Source organism: Sphingobacterium suaedae (genome assembly GCF_042684625.1).
In the GTDB taxonomy this organism is placed as follows: Bacteria; Bacteroidota; Bacteroidia; order Sphingobacteriales; family Sphingobacteriaceae; genus Sphingobacterium; species Sphingobacterium suaedae.
In genome coordinates this window covers 131,348-147,185 of record NZ_JBHULR010000015.1, presented here as the reverse complement: position 1 = coordinate 147,185, position 15,838 = coordinate 131,348, and the positions used below count along the sequence as shown (strand labels likewise).

The following is a 15,838-nucleotide window of genomic DNA, read 5'->3' as shown; positions in this document are numbered from 1 at the left end:
CGCTTGTATATGCATATCATAATTTTAATTAATTGTCGCTTTCTAAAATACACCTAAAATTGGCTCGTGGCATTCTTAAAATTTGCAACCTTTTAGATCTGCTTCTGACAAGCTTCAATCGTTTGTTCAAAATTTCAACAATTCACTTATTTCTATTTGCAAAACACCTATTCCGTTAAACGATAACAGTTATGTAATAACTCGATGTACCGTCGTTAATAAGATACAAGATTAAAAGATGACTTCAGTAATTCTCAAACTCAAAGATTTTTTCTTAAAAAGACAAGACCGCTCCCAAGATCATTGCAATCCGGCTGGTTCATTTATTCATAAAAGAAATTGATAACAACTTAATATAGTCTGTCTATTTTACGGCGATCTCAAATCATTATATCGCATATAAAATACTCCTTTTGCGGTATATGACATTACAGTGTATTCTCCTTTATTTGCATATTAAAAGACTGCGTTAGATGAAATTTCTGAAACATAAATTTGGAAACACAAGATGAAAGCCCATTATTAATTACGTTATTATGAAAAAGTCCCTTGCATTAAAGAAACTCATCCTCATATCTCTTCGGACAGTGTCTATTTTCCTCGTTTTTATATGTTCTTGCGAAAAGGATACAGGTGGAGACCAACCGGAAATCGAAACGGAAACCGGAATATCCCTATATGGGCCGAACATTACGCCCCACCAACTGGTCCTGTTGAAACTTCATAAAAAGTCTGCGTCTATAAAGGGAAAAATAGCAGACAAAACCCTTGAAATTAAGATACTAAATGATAGCACTGCATTTTTTCTAGCCCCAGATCTACCATTGGGAAAGCAGACCCTATCAACTGATTTAGGGAATTTAGCGATAACTGTCAAAACGCCTAATGTTATGACCGAAAAGCAGGTATTTGACGGAGTCGAGGCAAATTTATCAATGCTGGACAAAGTCCCGACAATAACTGACGAAAAAAAGAAAGCTCTTAAAGTGTTTAGGGATAATGTCAAAAAGTTATATAATTCTTTAACAGATGAGCAAAAAGCCGAGGCCTTAGCCGTCTATTCCGCTAATCGAGAGTCTATAGTGAATGCAGGAGGCGGGATTGAGAGTATGCAGGTAAATACTGCCCAGCATGCCGATGTAGAAATTAGAAATGTTGCCAGGAATATCTCAAAAGACTTTAATAACAGCATACCTACAAATCCAGTTTATTCCGTCAACCAATCGGAGCTGACGATAATTTCAAGGGAATGTGGAGCGAGATTTCCGGGTGATGTTGAGCAACAGATGGCTTGCTCCGTTATTCCTCTCAATCACCAATATATTGGCCTTGAACGGCCCTTGATAGAATTCATAGGATTCTCAACGATGACTGGCTTTGCAATTTGGTTGAGCCCGGTCACCCTTGGGGTATCAACGATTGCGGGATCAATTGCAGTAACGGTTGCAGTATATATTTTGTTTACAGAACTAAGTCCGTATATAGCCATCGCTTACGATAATACGTCGAAATTTCTTTCGGAACAATGGATTCTTGCCAAGGAAAAAGTACAGATCCCAAAGCAGAATATAAATACGGAGGGTAGCTACTCATTACAGAATTATTATCAACAGCGAACCATCAGCAAAGATGACATTTTTACAGGAGAGCTCGGAATCTTTATGTCGATGAAGGCCCGTATAAAAGATCTATTGATTCCACTAAAAGAAATTTTTGGAGTCATGCCGGACTATATAAATAAGGAATCCTTCATTCAATCAGAAAACATCGAATGGACCGTGAGCGAAATAAGCAGTCCAAATGTAACGGTCACTGAGATTAAAGAAAATAGATTGAACTTTCAGCTAAAAAATATCAAAGAGGAAGATTTCAACTACAAACTACATGCGAATTATCGGGGGCAACGACATGAGGTTAAAGTAGATGCCTTTATACGAAACGGATACAATGATGACTATACTGTCATGTTTGCGAAAACATACAACCCGGACTATAGCAAGATAACTAGCTTTGAAGCATTCAAAGAAGGTGATTTTGTTAGCGTATACAGCAACTTAATTTATCAGTACAAAGTACTCTATAAGGGCACGCCAGTTACGAACCTTAGTACCCCGTCCTTACACAACATCCGGCAAGTTCAGTTTGCCGACGCCCCAAGCAGTAGCCAGGATATATATATGGACGACTACGGGCTAGAATTTTTCGACGAACTGAATCGAAGGAATGTCAAATTATTCTTCAAGATCAAAATCTCGAATGAGGCTTACGATAGAATAGCAGGAAAAACATTGTCTGTCTCAAATTCACTTTACCATAATGGCAAGTCACTAAAATTCGCTTTTAATCCCAACGGAAAGTTGATCATCGACCTCCCTGGAGAAGATTTCACACGAGAAACTTCATGGAATTTTGTCGTACACAGTCCCTTCGACTACGTGTCTTGCCCGAATGGTTCAGAGGTCATAAAAGAATCCATTGGGGCAGTACAAATCAATCTGACTTCGGTGGATGTTCCTCCTTTTATTATATTATATAGAGACGGTTCTTATGGTGGTTCAGGCAGCTCACCATGTGGAGACGGGTTTAGAGTTTATTGATGTCTTTCTAAAACAACTTCAAAGATCAGCAAAAGGGCCGCCGTTAAAAATCGGCGGTCCTGTCATTGTTAGCAACAATAATTAATTACCCCCCGGATTTTGACCAAGGCTAGGATTTCGCTCATATTGAGTATTCAGAACTGGCCACAGATAATCCTTTGGGCTTTCAAAAGCGCGGTTCCATTGTACATCAGGTATCCATCCTCACTCTTACGGTTAGGTAGATGTACTAAGTTGCGGAAACCAAGAAGCCTTGACGCCTTCAATATCGTTCCCTAGCAACACCTTGCCTCCACTTTCCGACATCAAAATAACGATGACCTTCAAGCGCGAGCTCCACACGTCGCTCTCTTTTTTTCCCGGAAATGGCTGCTAAAACAGAATGTTTTCATTGCTTTTACAATGAGTTAATATCACTTCTCTAGATTTGCGCGACACTTATACGCAATCGAGCAATAACTAGGAGTATGAAAAATTCCGACCAAAAAATTAATCGCTTTCATACGATTTATAATATGTATTGGAGAGAGTTGTATCACTTCGCATTAAAAAGTGTCAAAGATGCAGCACTAGCCGAGGATTTGCTACATGACGTGTTTTTAAAATTGCTTAAATCAAAGCTCTCCAGCGACGACGACGAAAATATTAAACACTATCTTTTCAAATCACTGCGGAACATGATCATCGATCATTATCGCAAGAATAAATTACGACTTAAATTGGAAACGGATATTCCAACGTGGTACGATCAACATGAAAATCAACATCTTGAAGTCACCATCAGGCGTGAAATTGAAGAATTTATCGAGCATCGCATCGGAAAATTTCCTCCGCAGATGCGACGGGTAGTTTTATTGAATACCAAGCAAGGGCTAACCGATCAACAAATCGCAAAAAAACTACTAATATCTGATAAAACAGTTCGAAACCAGCTTTCTATAGCCAATCAAAAACTTAAAATGGCGCTTGAAAAATTCTTGAAATAGTCCCCCACACGAACTCCCATCTTGTTAACCATTTATTACGTATATATTATTAAATTATAAAATAAATTTTTCCATCGGGATCAGTGTTCTAGTTATCCGTTATCCCAAATATGGACAAGCAAAATCAGCCTTTACAGAGTGAAGGAGAGAGAGTCAAAGAACAAGATCATTCACTCTCAGAACGATTATATAATCGTATTATTGATTCATACAATTTGTACGAAACAAAAAGGTTACGTCGAGTAAAGGCGATGCAGTTAGTAGCTCTCTGGATAGGAGTGGTAATGTTTACGGGAATCACCATGTGGCGAGCTACCGCTATCTGGACGAAAAACAAAACGATCCAGCCTCAAGTGCAACTTATCTCAGCTTTCCATACCTCAAAGAAAATTACCTTGCCTGACAGCACCGTCGTTGTGCTCCATCCAAAAAGTTCTCTTAGCGTGGTATCTGGCTTTAATGAAAAAGACCGTAGTGTGTTACTTGTTGGGGGCGCCTTCTTCGATGTTAAACGAAATCCAGCAAAGCCTTTCATCGTTAAGAGCAGTAATTTTACTACAACTGTATTAGGGACGAAATTCGCCGTGAACGCTTCTGAAGAAGGAGATATTAATAGTATCTTTTTAGAAGAAGGCAAAGTTAGTATACAAATAGGCCAAAATCACCAAATACTTTCTCCTGAACAGAAATTCACTTATCATCGATCGACGGACACCTGGCAAATTCAGAACGTCAAGGGAGTGAGCTTTGATATGTCCAATGGGTCTATCTTACTAAATGCCGTTAGTTTCGAAGTATTACAAGAATGCCTGAACGAATATTTCGGTATAAAACTTAAAACAAAAAATGCTAAAGCTCTCGCTGTGGGCTATAGATTGCGCCTTGGCCTAAGCTTAGACCCTGGAGCGATAGCTGATATCTTGGAAGCCGTTTCTAATTGCCGGACCGCAGTAGATCGAACATCCATCAACATCATTTAAAATAGAAATGTCGGCTCTCGCCAAAGAACACCGACATCTCCAGTTAATTCAATAATCATTAAATCAGTTTCAAAAGTATGAAAAAAAATTTTAAGGTTTCCGTCAGCGTTGTCCTCTTATATGGCGTCGTTAACCTCTGTTTTATGCCCAACGTGAGGGCCACACAAACCCCGTCTACGCTAAGCAACAAACGAATCGCTTATAGCACGCATAAGGCGTCACTTGGCTCCGCGCTGGCGAAGCTCGAAAAGAAGCTGGGGGTTCCTATTCTCTACGACAACAACCTAATTGCTGGTAAAATGGTAGGCGCCTATACGCACAATAGCCGTTCAGCTGAGCAAATTTTACAGTACCTTTTACAAGATCAAGGATTGAGTTACCGTATCGTACAAGGTAGTATAGTTATCACTACAAATCCAGGTAAGAAGAACATCTCTATCAAAAATTTAGAACAGCGTACATCCTTAACAGGATACGTAAAAGATGCTAACTCCGGAAGGATATTGTCTCACTCTACGTTGATAAACATGGAGACAAATTTCCAGACAATGGCCGACGCGAATGGATACTTTGTTATGCAAGGCTTAAAACCGGGAAAAATACGAATAAAAGTATCATACATTGGCTATCAGGATCAGATCCTCGAGATCCAGATCCCCCCGAGTAGTAATATGCCTATCCAAATTCTACTGGTATCAAAAGATAATAATCTAGATGGAATAACCGTCAACGGTATTCGCCGAGGAGAAGCTCTTGCGTTAAATAACATGAAGACCTCCGATAACTTACGGTACGTGCTTTCACAAGAACAAATAGAGAGATTTCCAGATGCAACTGTAGCGGAAGCGCTTCAAAGGGTTCCCGGTCTGGCGATGGATTACAGTTATGGATTACCCCGGAATGTCATCATGCGAGGCCTGAGTCAGAATATGGGATCTGTAACATTAAACGGAACCAGGTTACCCTCAACGCAAACCAGCTCAAGGGAAATCGATTTAAATGGAATCCTCTCGTCCACGGTAGAGGCCATTGAGGTCAACAAGACATTTACGCCAGATATGGATGCTGATGCTACAGCGGGATCCGTCAATATCGTTTCGAAATCCCCTAAAGCAGGAGAAGAACAATTTCAAGTGAAAATTGGGGGAGGATATAATCAACTGTTATCGAAGCTCAATTATGACGTTTCAACAGTATTCGGTAAACGCTACAACAGATGGGGGTACTTGGCAGATGTCAACTACAGCCAAAGTTACCGCGGTGAGGATCGCATCCAGATAGACTATGACACCTATGAACTTGACGGAAAGGAACAAGTGTTGATGTCTAATCTTGAACTTGAAGGAAGTGACCTAAAGCGTAAGAATACCGGACTTCAGCTCGAGATTAACTTCTTTCCCAATAATCAAACCAAACTATATGCGCGAAGCTCTTATAACAAGTATTTTGAACTACAGACGCGCGGAACCAAGTCGTATAATATCGGGACGTATGTCAGTCCAACGCAGGCAGAGGAAATCAGCATAGGCTCAGCAGGTACCCCCCGGGATTACAACCGTGATATCATCACATTTTCCTTAGGTGGCAAAACTGCATTTCGTGGCTTTGAAGCCGATGTCGATGCGACATTTGCCCGAGGGAGATACGACCAGCCCCTTTATTACGATGGATATTTCCAGCAAGGGGAGCTCTCAGCACAGATAGATAATAATGATCCCTCAGCCCCTCAATTCAACTTCACAGATGGAGATCCCAATGACGCGTCAAAATACACCGCAAGCAGTTACAACAACCGTCACCAGTTTGCCCATGATCAAGATTACCAATTCTCGGGAAATATCAAACGCAGTTTATCTCTTGGTAACGGAGCTATATTAGATTTAAAGGCGGGCGGCAGATTCCGTTATAAAGAAGATGCACACACCCGGAATTACTACCAATATGCGCTGAAATCCGGTTCTTTAACCATGGATATGTTCACATCTAATTATTCGAGGACATCATATTTCGGCGGGAAATATAATCTGTCGGGAGCTATAGCCAATGGTTACTTAATGGAAACATATTATCAACAGAACAAAGATCTGTTCGAACCTAATGACAATTACATCCGACAAAATACAGACCCCGATTCTTATCAAGGTAACGAAACGCTTGGAGCGGCATATGTAATGGGGAAACTGGTACTTGGAAAGCTGGAAAGTGTATTAGGTGTCCGCTACGAACGTACAGGTTTCCAATACACAGGTAATGTCGTATCCTTTAATGATCAGGGACAATACGAATCAACGACACCCGTAGACACAGAAGCATCATTCGCAGGCTTTTTTCCCAGCCTTAATTTAAAGTACAAGTTGACCGAACAAACAAACATACGCGGAGCCATTACAAGAACACTTTCCCGTCCATCTTATTACGACTTGGTGCCATGGGAAGAAATTGAAGTAAGGAGAAAACGCATGAAAAAGGGAAACCCTCAACTAGATCAAAGCACTTCTTTAAATGCAGATCTACTATTCGAACACTATCTTAATCCTATCGGCCTCCTATCCGGCGGTGTGTTCTACAAACGGATTGACGATTACATCTACGAATCAATATCTAATCAAACAGGAGGAAAATATGATGGATACCAAATAACCCAAACCGTTAACGGGGCTGCCGCAGACGTTTATGGTTTTGAAATCGCCTGGCAACAACAGCTTACCTTCCTACCGGGTATTCTGAATGGCTTCGGTGTATATGCGAATTACACGTACATTAAATCATCCTTTGAGGTTCCTGGAATAGAATCGGTACGTAAAGTGAGTTTACCCGAGATGCGTCCGCGCGTCGGAAATTTTGCACTGTCGTACGAAAAGTACGGTTTCTCTGGTCGTCTGGCTCTAAACTTCTATGAAACTTTCATCAGCGAACTGGCCGACGATCAGAAAGATGACCTCATGGAAAAGGGGCGCGCCCAGCTCGATTTTTCGGCTTCGCAAAAAATAAGTAAAAGCTTTACGGTATTCATGGGACTTAGCAACATCAACAACGCCCAGGTACGCATGGATTTTGGCGATGGCCGCCCCAATGACTACAAATACTATGCACGCTGGGGAAACCTAGGAATTAAATACACTATAGAGTAACATGATCATGAAAAACATACTCGCATTTGCATTTTATCTGACTGCTCAAACCGCAGTTGCCCAGACACATTTGGCAGATTCCCTGCCTGACCGAATTATCCTGAACCTCACAGAAAATCCGCAGAATCAACAGGCGGTCAACTGGCGTACCGCGATAGCGGTAAAAGAAGGACAGGTTGCCCAGTTACGTAAAGAAGATAACAGTCCCGATTTTTCAGACATTGCTCTTCGGATTTTTAAGCCCAGTACTACCATTTTTTCTGACAAAGAAAATCACGGTGCTGCTTACCATTCTGTATTGTTTGACAGCCTGGAAACTGGCCACACGTATAATTATCGTGTAGGTAAAGAGGGTTCCTGGAGTGAATGGTTCCAATTTACAACGGCAACAACCAAAGATTCCCTTACATTTATCTATATGGGTGACGCACAAAACGATCTGAGATCAAGGTGGACGCGTGTATACCGAAAAGCAATACAGACCGCTCCGCAGGCCAGTTTCATTCTCCATGCTGGGGATCTTATAAACCGTAGCAACACCGACGCAGAATGGGATGAATGGTTTTACGCCGGAAACGGGATCAACAGCTCTTATCCACAAGGTATGATTCCCGGAAATCACGAGTATTTCCGGGATGACAAAAAAAACCTGACCTTAGATCCACATTGGCAACAGCAGTTCAATCTGCCACGGAATGGAATATCGGGGCTGGAAGAATCAAACTATACCGTAAATTACGGTCCTGTTCGTATCATAGGCCTCAACACCCAAATCATCATGCTCGATAGCGCAGGGCGAAAGTCGCAAGCCGAATGGTTGGAGAACATTCTGAGATCCAATAAACAAAAATGGACATTTGTTCTATGTCATCATCCTATATATTCGACCTCAAAATCGAGGGACAACTTTCAGTTTGCCGAATTATTCAATCCTATATTTGAAAAGTACGGAGTAGACATGTTATTGCAAGGACATGATCATACTTATGCCAGGAGTGCGCTCCCAAAAAAGGAAAAGAAAACACCAGTATACGTGGTTTCAGTCGCTGGTCCCAAAATGTACAAATTAGATCCTGAGAAAAATTGGATAGAAAAATCCGCGACCAACACTCAATTATTCCAGGTTATTGAAATCAAGGGAAACAAACTTATATTTAGTGCATATACCGCCAACGGCCAACTGTATGATCGATTCGAATTAGAACAATAAACACTAAGGCGTACGGTAGCTTAAAGGATGAAGATCTTTCGTGCTTCATCCCTTTGTATGAATCTAGTTAAAGAAATTTGAGATCTCTTAGAAGTTAGATATAAGTTCGGCATCCGCGTGTACCACCGCTATACGCATTTGATACCCTTATAGTAACTATAAGTTATTCTTTTGATGGAAATGGAAGATCCAGATCATCTGGTCAACCAAACGTAAGGTTCTAAGCCAAGCTTATATAAGACTTTAACTTAAACCTATTTCGAGAAATCTGAGGATAAAACAAAAAAACTAAACAAAGGCAATTCTTATTTAAAAAAAGTCAAACAATTTTAAATAAGAATTGCCTTTGTTTAAAAATTACAGCATAATTTTAAATAACAGCTTCTCTCTATATAAAGGAAGCAACGGTTTATTATTTCTAACGTTCCGAGTCGCTTATCCATATTATTAAGGCTACATCGTAGGGATTTCACATTGATGATGCAGACATTTCGTAATAGTAACACTACATCTATAATACCTCAAACTAGTAACATCCAAAAAATTAAAGTCATGATCCTGAAAGACGATAATTCGTATCCTTAAAACTGGCTGATAAAATGTCCTATAGACCAAGGATATAATACAATGGTAAAGGCTACCCCTGTCAAAGCTCCATATAGATGCGCATCATGGTTGATCCCGTCCTGTGCCTTCTTTGACGCCCAGATACAATATCCCAAGAAAAGCAGTGCGAACAGGTACGCAGGCATTGGTATAACCATAAAAAGGCCCAACAGTGCTTTCGGTTGAAACATTATAAAACTAAATAGTACCGCACAGATCGCCCCCGACGCCCCTAAGCTATAATAACCAGGATTTGCACGTTGCTGAATAATCGTCGGGATATCACTAAGAATCAAACTGATAAGGTACAACACCGCAAACAGCATATGTCCCAAAGGTCCACTAAACTGTACAAACATGGCTTCCAAACTGAAACCGAAATAATAGAACGTCATCATATTGAACAACAAGTGCATCCAATCTTTATGGATTAATCCGCTCGTCAATACGGTATACAACTTTGAACGATCCCTAGCAATGGAATACGGGTGTAACATCAACCGCCCGTACCACTGGGGATTGGAAAACACGAAAATACTTAAGCCAATTGTCAACGCAAAAATAACCGAAGCAACCGGAGTGCTATATAGTGCTTGTAACATTTAGTTTTTGGTTAAAATCTGTCTTCCAATAAAAAGACATATAATTCTTTTGGACCATGTGCTCCCAACACCAGTTTCTTTTCGATATCAGCAGTACGGCTCGGTCCGGTAACAGCGGTAACCATGCTGGGCACCTGGTCGCCATATTTCTCCTTTAATTTCATAAGGCCATGTTTCACATCCATTACTAATTGAGAGGCCTTGCCAATGACAATATGGACAGGTGGATAAATACTCAGTCTACGCCCCGCCGCATTAGCATTAGAAAGCAACACGCTTCCATTTCGGGCGATCAAAGCCTCACAGGCCGTGATACCTACCTCCGCCGATTCAAAATGATGATCTGATGTATACACCGGAAATCCGTACTGTCCTAGCAACACTTGAATTTCCTTTTCCCACGCAAAAATTTTCTTAACTTGAAGATTTTCAGCCAAAAGTATCAGATTTTCTATGAGCGAGATCTCTCCCTCGCAATATACGAAATGACCCGCTGCATTGGTAAATTCGCGGGCAAACGTAACATCCAACGGCTCTTCTTCATCTTTATAGAGAGGGGAATCTTCAAAATCCATATGCGGATTGTCCCGCTTTTGGAGCAAAGCTTGACGAATTTTCTTGAGCATTCGCTCTTTTGCCGTAGTATTCCTGATATTCATATAAAGTAGAAAAAGGTGTTTATCTCGGATCAACCTAACTGGCCAAAACGAATGATAAACACCTTTTTTTGATTAAGCGCGAAGGTCGCTGTTATTGTCCGATTGCGTATCGTTATTGTTATTGTTGCTATCAGGAGGCAAATTCAAAGGTAGATCCGTTTGAGGTACTCCCCCTCCATCTGCACCGCCATTTACAAATTCATCATATGTTGTACGATTATCGAACGGTCGCTTACCAAGAATCTCCTCTAAATCACTTTGAAAAAGAATTTCCTTCTCCAGTAATTTTTCTGCGATTTTAATCAATCCTTCTCTTTTTTCCTCTAGTAATTGCTTGGTTCTCTCATACACCGCTGAGATCAGTGTACGAACTTCTTCATCAATCAATTCCGCCGTTTGATCAGAATATGGCTTTTGGAATTGGGACTCGCCAGAACTGTCGCGGAAAGATATGTTTCCCACCTTATCGTTCATACCGTACACCGATATCATCGCATAGGCCAGCTTCGTTATTCTTTCAAGGTCGTTCTGGGCGCCAGTACTGATCCGGCCAAAGGTAATATCTTCAGCCACACGCCCGCCCATAGTCATACACATACTGTCCAAAAGTTGCTCGGTTGTGTACAAAAATTGCTCTTTCGGTAAATACTGTGCGTATCCTAAGGCTGCGACCCCACGTGGAACGATAGACACTTTAACGAGTGGATCTGCATATTCCAAAAACCAACCCGCAATAGCGTGCCCAGCCTCGTGGTACGCCACAATTTTTTTCTCTTCTGGTGATATGATTTTGTTTTTCTTCTCTAGTCCGCCAATCACGCGGTCTATCGCATCTTGAAAGTCCTGCATATCAATAGCCCGCTTATTCTTCCGCGCAGCGATCAACGCAGCCTCATTACATACGTTGGCGATTTCCGCCCCCGCAAAACCGGGCGTCTGCGCAGACAACTTTTTGGCGTCTACTTCTTCCGAAAGTTTAAGAGGCTTCAGATGCACGTTAAATATTTGCTCTCTACCAATCAGATCCGGCTTGTCTATCGAAATCTGACGATCGAAACGCCCAGGACGTAATAATGCCGAATCCAGTACGTCAAGTCTGTTCGTTGCAGCCAAAATAATGACTCCTAAATTCGTTCCGAATCCATCCATTTCTACCAACAACTGATTTAACGTATTCTCCCGCTCGTCGTTTCCACCCATGATCGAGTTTTTACCACGCGCCCGTCCAATTGCGTCAATCTCATCGATAAAAATGATACACGGCGCTTTCTCCTTTGCCTGCTTAAATAGATCCCGTACACGCGATGCCCCTACTCCGACAAACATTTCCACAAAATCCGAACCGGATAAGGAGAAGAAAGGCACTTGTGCCTCACCAGCGACAGCCTTAGCTAACAAAGTTTTACCGGTTCCCGGGGGGCCAACTAACAAGGCTCCTTTCGGAATCTTGCCGCCTAAATCCGTATATTTTTTTGGATTCTTCAGAAAATCGACAATCTCCATTACTTCAGTTTTCGCCTCCTCTAAGCCTGCGACATCGTTAAAGGTGATATTAATCTGCGATTCCTTATCAAACAGTTGAGCTTTAGACTTGCCAATATTAAAAATGGCACCGCCCCCGCCTCCTGCTCCGCCGCCCATCCGGCGCATTAAAAGCATCCATATCGCCACAATGATCAACAGCGGTAACATAAACGAAATAAACCAGCCAGCCCACGGATTTGAGCGATCTACATATTCGGGCATAAGCTTATTCTGACCAGCCGCTAAACTATCTTGGGACGCTTTCAGTTTTTGATTTAAAATCTCCGCCGAAGGTTCGGTAAAAACATATTGCGGCCCCACCTCAGGACTCAACATCAATGAATTGGAACCTGGGGCTACATCTTTATACTTTTCATCGCCTAATTTATCCTTCTTAATATAGACCTCTACATCAATTAAATCGTTATTTTTAAAAGCGACCAATTTCTCCACATCGCCCGGACGAAGCATCTTTTCTTCAAATTCCGCGTAGCTTATTTTCTTTGCAGAGTCACTGCTGAAAAAATACTGCAACCCAAAAAATCCAAGGATAATTAATATCCACAGCCACATCATATTAAATTTGGGCGGAACAGGAGTCACTTTCTTACTTGGGATTTTCTTCATTATAATCTGTTATATCTTTTCTTACTTAAACCTATGCACTTTGATAGGACTGAACCTGTGCATCTCCCCATAAATCTTCTATGCCATAATGGCTTCTTTTTTCCGTTTTGAAGATATGAACAACAACGTCAACGAAATCCAACAAAATCCATTCGCCATTGCCATGCCCTTCTTTGTGCCACGGTTCTTGACCGAAAGCCTTATACACCTCTTCTTCCACACTTTTGGCAATTGCATTCACCTGGATCGTAGAATCCGCATGACAAATAACAAAATAATCCGAAAGTGTTGCGTTCACGTTCCGCATATCCATCCGCACTATATCGTTGCCCTTCTTTTCTTGCATACCAACAACAACGATCTCCGCAAGCTTTCCCGACAACTCTGTTTTGTTTTTACTCATTAAAAAATATTAGTTTTGAACGATATTTACTTTTTAAAATACTTTTCTCTTGCAAAATAACACATTTTCCGGACTTTACCTTGGACAAAATTTAATTGTCCTGGATGAGGTATCGTCCACCAATGATTATTTAAAGGAACTTTTGTCAAATATTAAGCCACTTCCCGAAGCAACTGCCATTATGGCAATACATCAGGTCCGTGGGCGGGGACAGCGCGGTAATACCTGGAACACTCTTCCGGGCCAAAATTTAACATTCAGCTTTGTCCTTTATCCTCAGGAGTTTTCAGCCCTACGAACATTCTACCTCAACATGCTTATTTGCTTGGGGGTATACCAGTGGCTTGCACCAAAGCTATCAGGCGTAACGGTCAAATGGCCCAACGATATTTATATTGGCGACCGGAAAATCGGCGGAATTCTTATCGAAAACACATTAACCGGTGTACTAGTCCGAAACTCCGTGATCGGTATCGGGATCAACATTAACCAACTGGATTTCCCTATTGAACTCGAACAAAAGGCAACCTCCCTTCGTATAGAGACGATGGAAGACCAGCCATACTCCGTATCCTCGTGCTGTCTAGACCTATTAACAGTCATTTACACATTGTATAGCCAAATGAACCTAAACGACACGGACACATTATTGGAGCGCTACAATAGCGTACTGTACCGAAGGGGGCGTCTTTCGTATTTTCGAATAGACGACGTAATTACGCTAGGAACTATAAAGGAAGTAAATGCGGACGGACAGTTGGTTGTCGTGGTGGCTAACCAAGAACGAACCTTCGACTTAAAAGAAATAGAGTTTCTTCCGCCAAACTCGTGATATGAAAAACACACCATTATGCCATAAATTTGATTAATACATTAAAAATAGAATATAACACGAAATTTACTTGTTTCGCGAATTTTCCTTCTCTACCTTTGAGGAAGTCATTCAGATCGTTTTAAACTTTGAACGCGCTGAATAGTCTATAGATTAGAAATTAAGATTGGTATGAAGAAAGTAAGTTTAATTCTTGCTGCTGTTATCATTACGATCACAGGTGCAGTAGCTCAAATCCACAATCCGGTAAAATGGAGTGTGGCTTCCAAAAAGCTGAATAATAGTGAGGCTGTTGTTTTTATCAAGGCAACGATTGAACAAGGCTGGCATATTTATGGACTAAATGTTCCAGAAGGGGGACCAATATCCACTTCGTTCCAGTTCACCCCGTCAAAGGACTTCGCGTTGAACGGAAAGGTGGCTGCTCCCGCCCCTCAATCTAAATTCGAAAAAGAATTCAAGATGAACGTTCCTTATTATGCGAAAGAGGTAACGTTTCAACAGAAAGTTAAGCTCAACAAAAACCAAACATCCGTTAAAGGGACTGTCGAGTTTATGGCTTGTGATAAAAGTCAATGCTTACCGCCTGATGAATATGCATTTACCGTCACAATTAAGTAGTATTTGTAAGATAAGACACGAATGAGGCAGTAGTTTACTGCCTTTTTTTTATTTTAGCAAATTATCAAAAACAGCTATGCGTTTATTCGTTAAATTCTTTGTAGTCCTACAAATCGCTATAATTACCCTATTTAATTCGTCATTTGCACAGCAAGATAGTTTAATTTCATTTGATGATGTAGAGTTTACAGATGGCACATCATCTGAGGCAGATATTGTGCCCTCAACAACAGATTCGTCGACAGCGTTGGAATCGACGGAGGGCCTTGTTTTTTCGGACGGCACGGATAGCCTCTCCCAAGATACTACGGCAGCTGCGGCACCTGTAACGGAAAACATGTCCGGCACCTCGGCCAAGCCTTCCCTCTGGGGTATCTTTCTGGCTGGCCTGCTGGGCGGTTTCGCGGCATTTATTATGCCCTGCATCTTCCCGATGGTGCCCCTGACGGTCAGCTTCTTTACCAAGCGGGCCGGATCGCGTGCCAGGGCCATTGCACAGGCGCTCCTCTACGGACTGTTCATCATCGTGATCTATGTCGCCCTGGGCATGCTCATCACCATCCTCTTCGGATCGGATGCGCTCAATGCCCTGTCCACCAACGGCGTGTTCAACTTTTTGTTCTTCCTGGTCCTGGTGCTCTTCGCCGCCTCTTTTTTCGGCGCTTTCGAGCTTACCCTGCCCAGCTCCTTTGTCAACAGGATCGATGCCCGCTCGGACCAGGGTGGACTGGTCGGCCTGTTTTTCATGGCTTTCAGCCTGGCATTGGTATCCTTTTCCTGCACCGGTCCCATCATCGGCACCCTGCTGGTCGAAGCGGCCTCTAAAGGTGAGCGCCTGGGGCCAGCCGTGGGCATGCTCGGTTTTTCTATCGCCCTGGCCGTACCGTTCGTCCTGTTTGCCGTGTTCCCCTCCATGCTCAAGTCACTCCCCAAATCGGGCGGATGGCTCAACAGCGTCAAGGTGGTGCTCGGTTTCCTGGAACTGGCCCTGGCCCTCAAGTTCCTGTCCAACGTAGACCTGGCCTATCACTGGAACTGGCTCGACAGGGAGGTGTTCCTT

13 protein-coding genes are annotated in these 15,838 nt (G+C 42.0%); 8 read left to right on the top strand and 5 right to left on the bottom strand.

What is annotated here, in order from left to right:
• Window positions 1-536 precede the first annotated feature (536 nt).
• On the top strand, window positions 537-2,597 hold the full coding sequence (locus ACFSR5_RS16360; RefSeq protein WP_380905538.1) for a hypothetical protein: 2,061 nt from the start codon (window positions 537-539) through the stop codon (window positions 2,595-2,597).
• A gap of 262 nt (window positions 2,598-2,859) precedes the next feature.
• On the opposite strand, the gene ACFSR5_RS16355 is transcribed toward ACFSR5_RS16360, so the two are convergent.
• Complete coding sequence (locus ACFSR5_RS16355) at window positions 2,860-2,937, bottom strand: hypothetical protein (protein WP_380905903.1); 78 nt, start codon at window positions 2,935-2,937, stop codon at window positions 2,860-2,862.
• Between the two features lie 127 nt (window positions 2,938-3,064).
• Here ACFSR5_RS16355 and ACFSR5_RS16350 point away from each other — a divergent pair, with 127 nt between their 5' ends.
• The 4 genes from ACFSR5_RS16350 to ACFSR5_RS16335 all read left to right on the top strand — a co-directional run bounded on the left by ACFSR5_RS16350 (window position 3,065) and on the right by ACFSR5_RS16335 (window position 8,904).
• Window positions 3,065-3,583, top strand: a complete 519-nt coding sequence (locus ACFSR5_RS16350; protein ID WP_380905537.1) for an RNA polymerase sigma factor — start codon at window positions 3,065-3,067, stop codon at window positions 3,581-3,583.
• Between the two features lie 110 nt (window positions 3,584-3,693).
• Entirely contained in the window at window positions 3,694-4,563 is an 870-nt protein-coding gene (locus ACFSR5_RS16345) for a FecR family protein (RefSeq protein ID WP_380905536.1), read from the top strand.
• A 77-nt stretch (window positions 4,564-4,640) separates the two neighbouring features.
• On the top strand, window positions 4,641-7,694 hold the full coding sequence (locus ACFSR5_RS16340) for a TonB-dependent receptor (RefSeq protein ID WP_380905535.1): 3,054 nt from the start codon (window positions 4,641-4,643) through the stop codon (window positions 7,692-7,694).
• A gap of 7 nt (window positions 7,695-7,701) precedes the next feature.
• Window positions 7,702-8,904 (top strand): metallophosphoesterase, encoded by a 1,203-nt coding sequence (locus ACFSR5_RS16335; RefSeq protein ID WP_380905534.1) that lies wholly within the window; start codon window positions 7,702-7,704, stop codon window positions 8,902-8,904.
• Window positions 8,905-9,485: 581 nt separating this feature from the next.
• Here ACFSR5_RS16335 and ACFSR5_RS16330 read toward each other — a convergent pair.
• The 4 genes from ACFSR5_RS16330 to rsfS form a co-directional block, all read right to left on the bottom strand.
• Window positions 9,486-10,112, bottom strand: a complete 627-nt coding sequence (locus tag ACFSR5_RS16330; RefSeq protein ID WP_380905533.1) for a rhomboid family intramembrane serine protease — start codon at window positions 10,110-10,112, stop codon at window positions 9,486-9,488.
• 11 nt (window positions 10,113-10,123) lie between these two features.
• Window positions 10,124-10,771, bottom strand: a complete 648-nt coding sequence (locus ACFSR5_RS16325) for a LutC/YkgG family protein (RefSeq protein ID WP_380905532.1) — start codon at window positions 10,769-10,771, stop codon at window positions 10,124-10,126.
• Window positions 10,772-10,843: 72 nt separating this feature from the next.
• Window positions 10,844-12,922: an ATP-dependent zinc metalloprotease FtsH gene (gene ftsH / locus ACFSR5_RS16320; protein ID WP_380905531.1), complete on the bottom strand. Its 2,079-nt coding sequence runs from the start codon at window positions 12,920-12,922 to the stop codon at window positions 10,844-10,846.
• Between the two features lie 31 nt (window positions 12,923-12,953).
• Window positions 12,954-13,325 carry a ribosome silencing factor gene (gene rsfS / locus ACFSR5_RS16315; protein ID WP_380905530.1) on the bottom strand — a complete coding sequence of 124 codons (372 nt, stop codon included), beginning with the start codon at window positions 13,323-13,325 and terminating at the stop codon, window positions 12,954-12,956.
• Between the two features lie 49 nt (window positions 13,326-13,374).
• Here rsfS and ACFSR5_RS16310 point away from each other — a divergent pair, with 49 nt between their 5' ends.
• From ACFSR5_RS16310 to ACFSR5_RS16300, 3 genes are all read left to right on the top strand, one after another.
• Window positions 13,375-14,157 (top strand): biotin--[acetyl-CoA-carboxylase] ligase, encoded by a 783-nt coding sequence (locus tag ACFSR5_RS16310; RefSeq protein ID WP_380905529.1) that lies wholly within the window; start codon window positions 13,375-13,377, stop codon window positions 14,155-14,157.
• A gap of 171 nt (window positions 14,158-14,328) precedes the next feature.
• A complete protein-coding gene (locus tag ACFSR5_RS16305) occupies window positions 14,329-14,778 on the top strand; it encodes a protein-disulfide reductase DsbD domain-containing protein (RefSeq protein WP_380905528.1) in 450 nt (149 codons plus the stop codon).
• A 76-nt stretch (window positions 14,779-14,854) separates the two neighbouring features.
• A partial coding sequence (locus tag ACFSR5_RS16300; RefSeq protein WP_380905527.1) for a protein-disulfide reductase DsbD family protein occupies window positions 14,855-15,838 on the top strand: 984 nt, incomplete at its 3' end.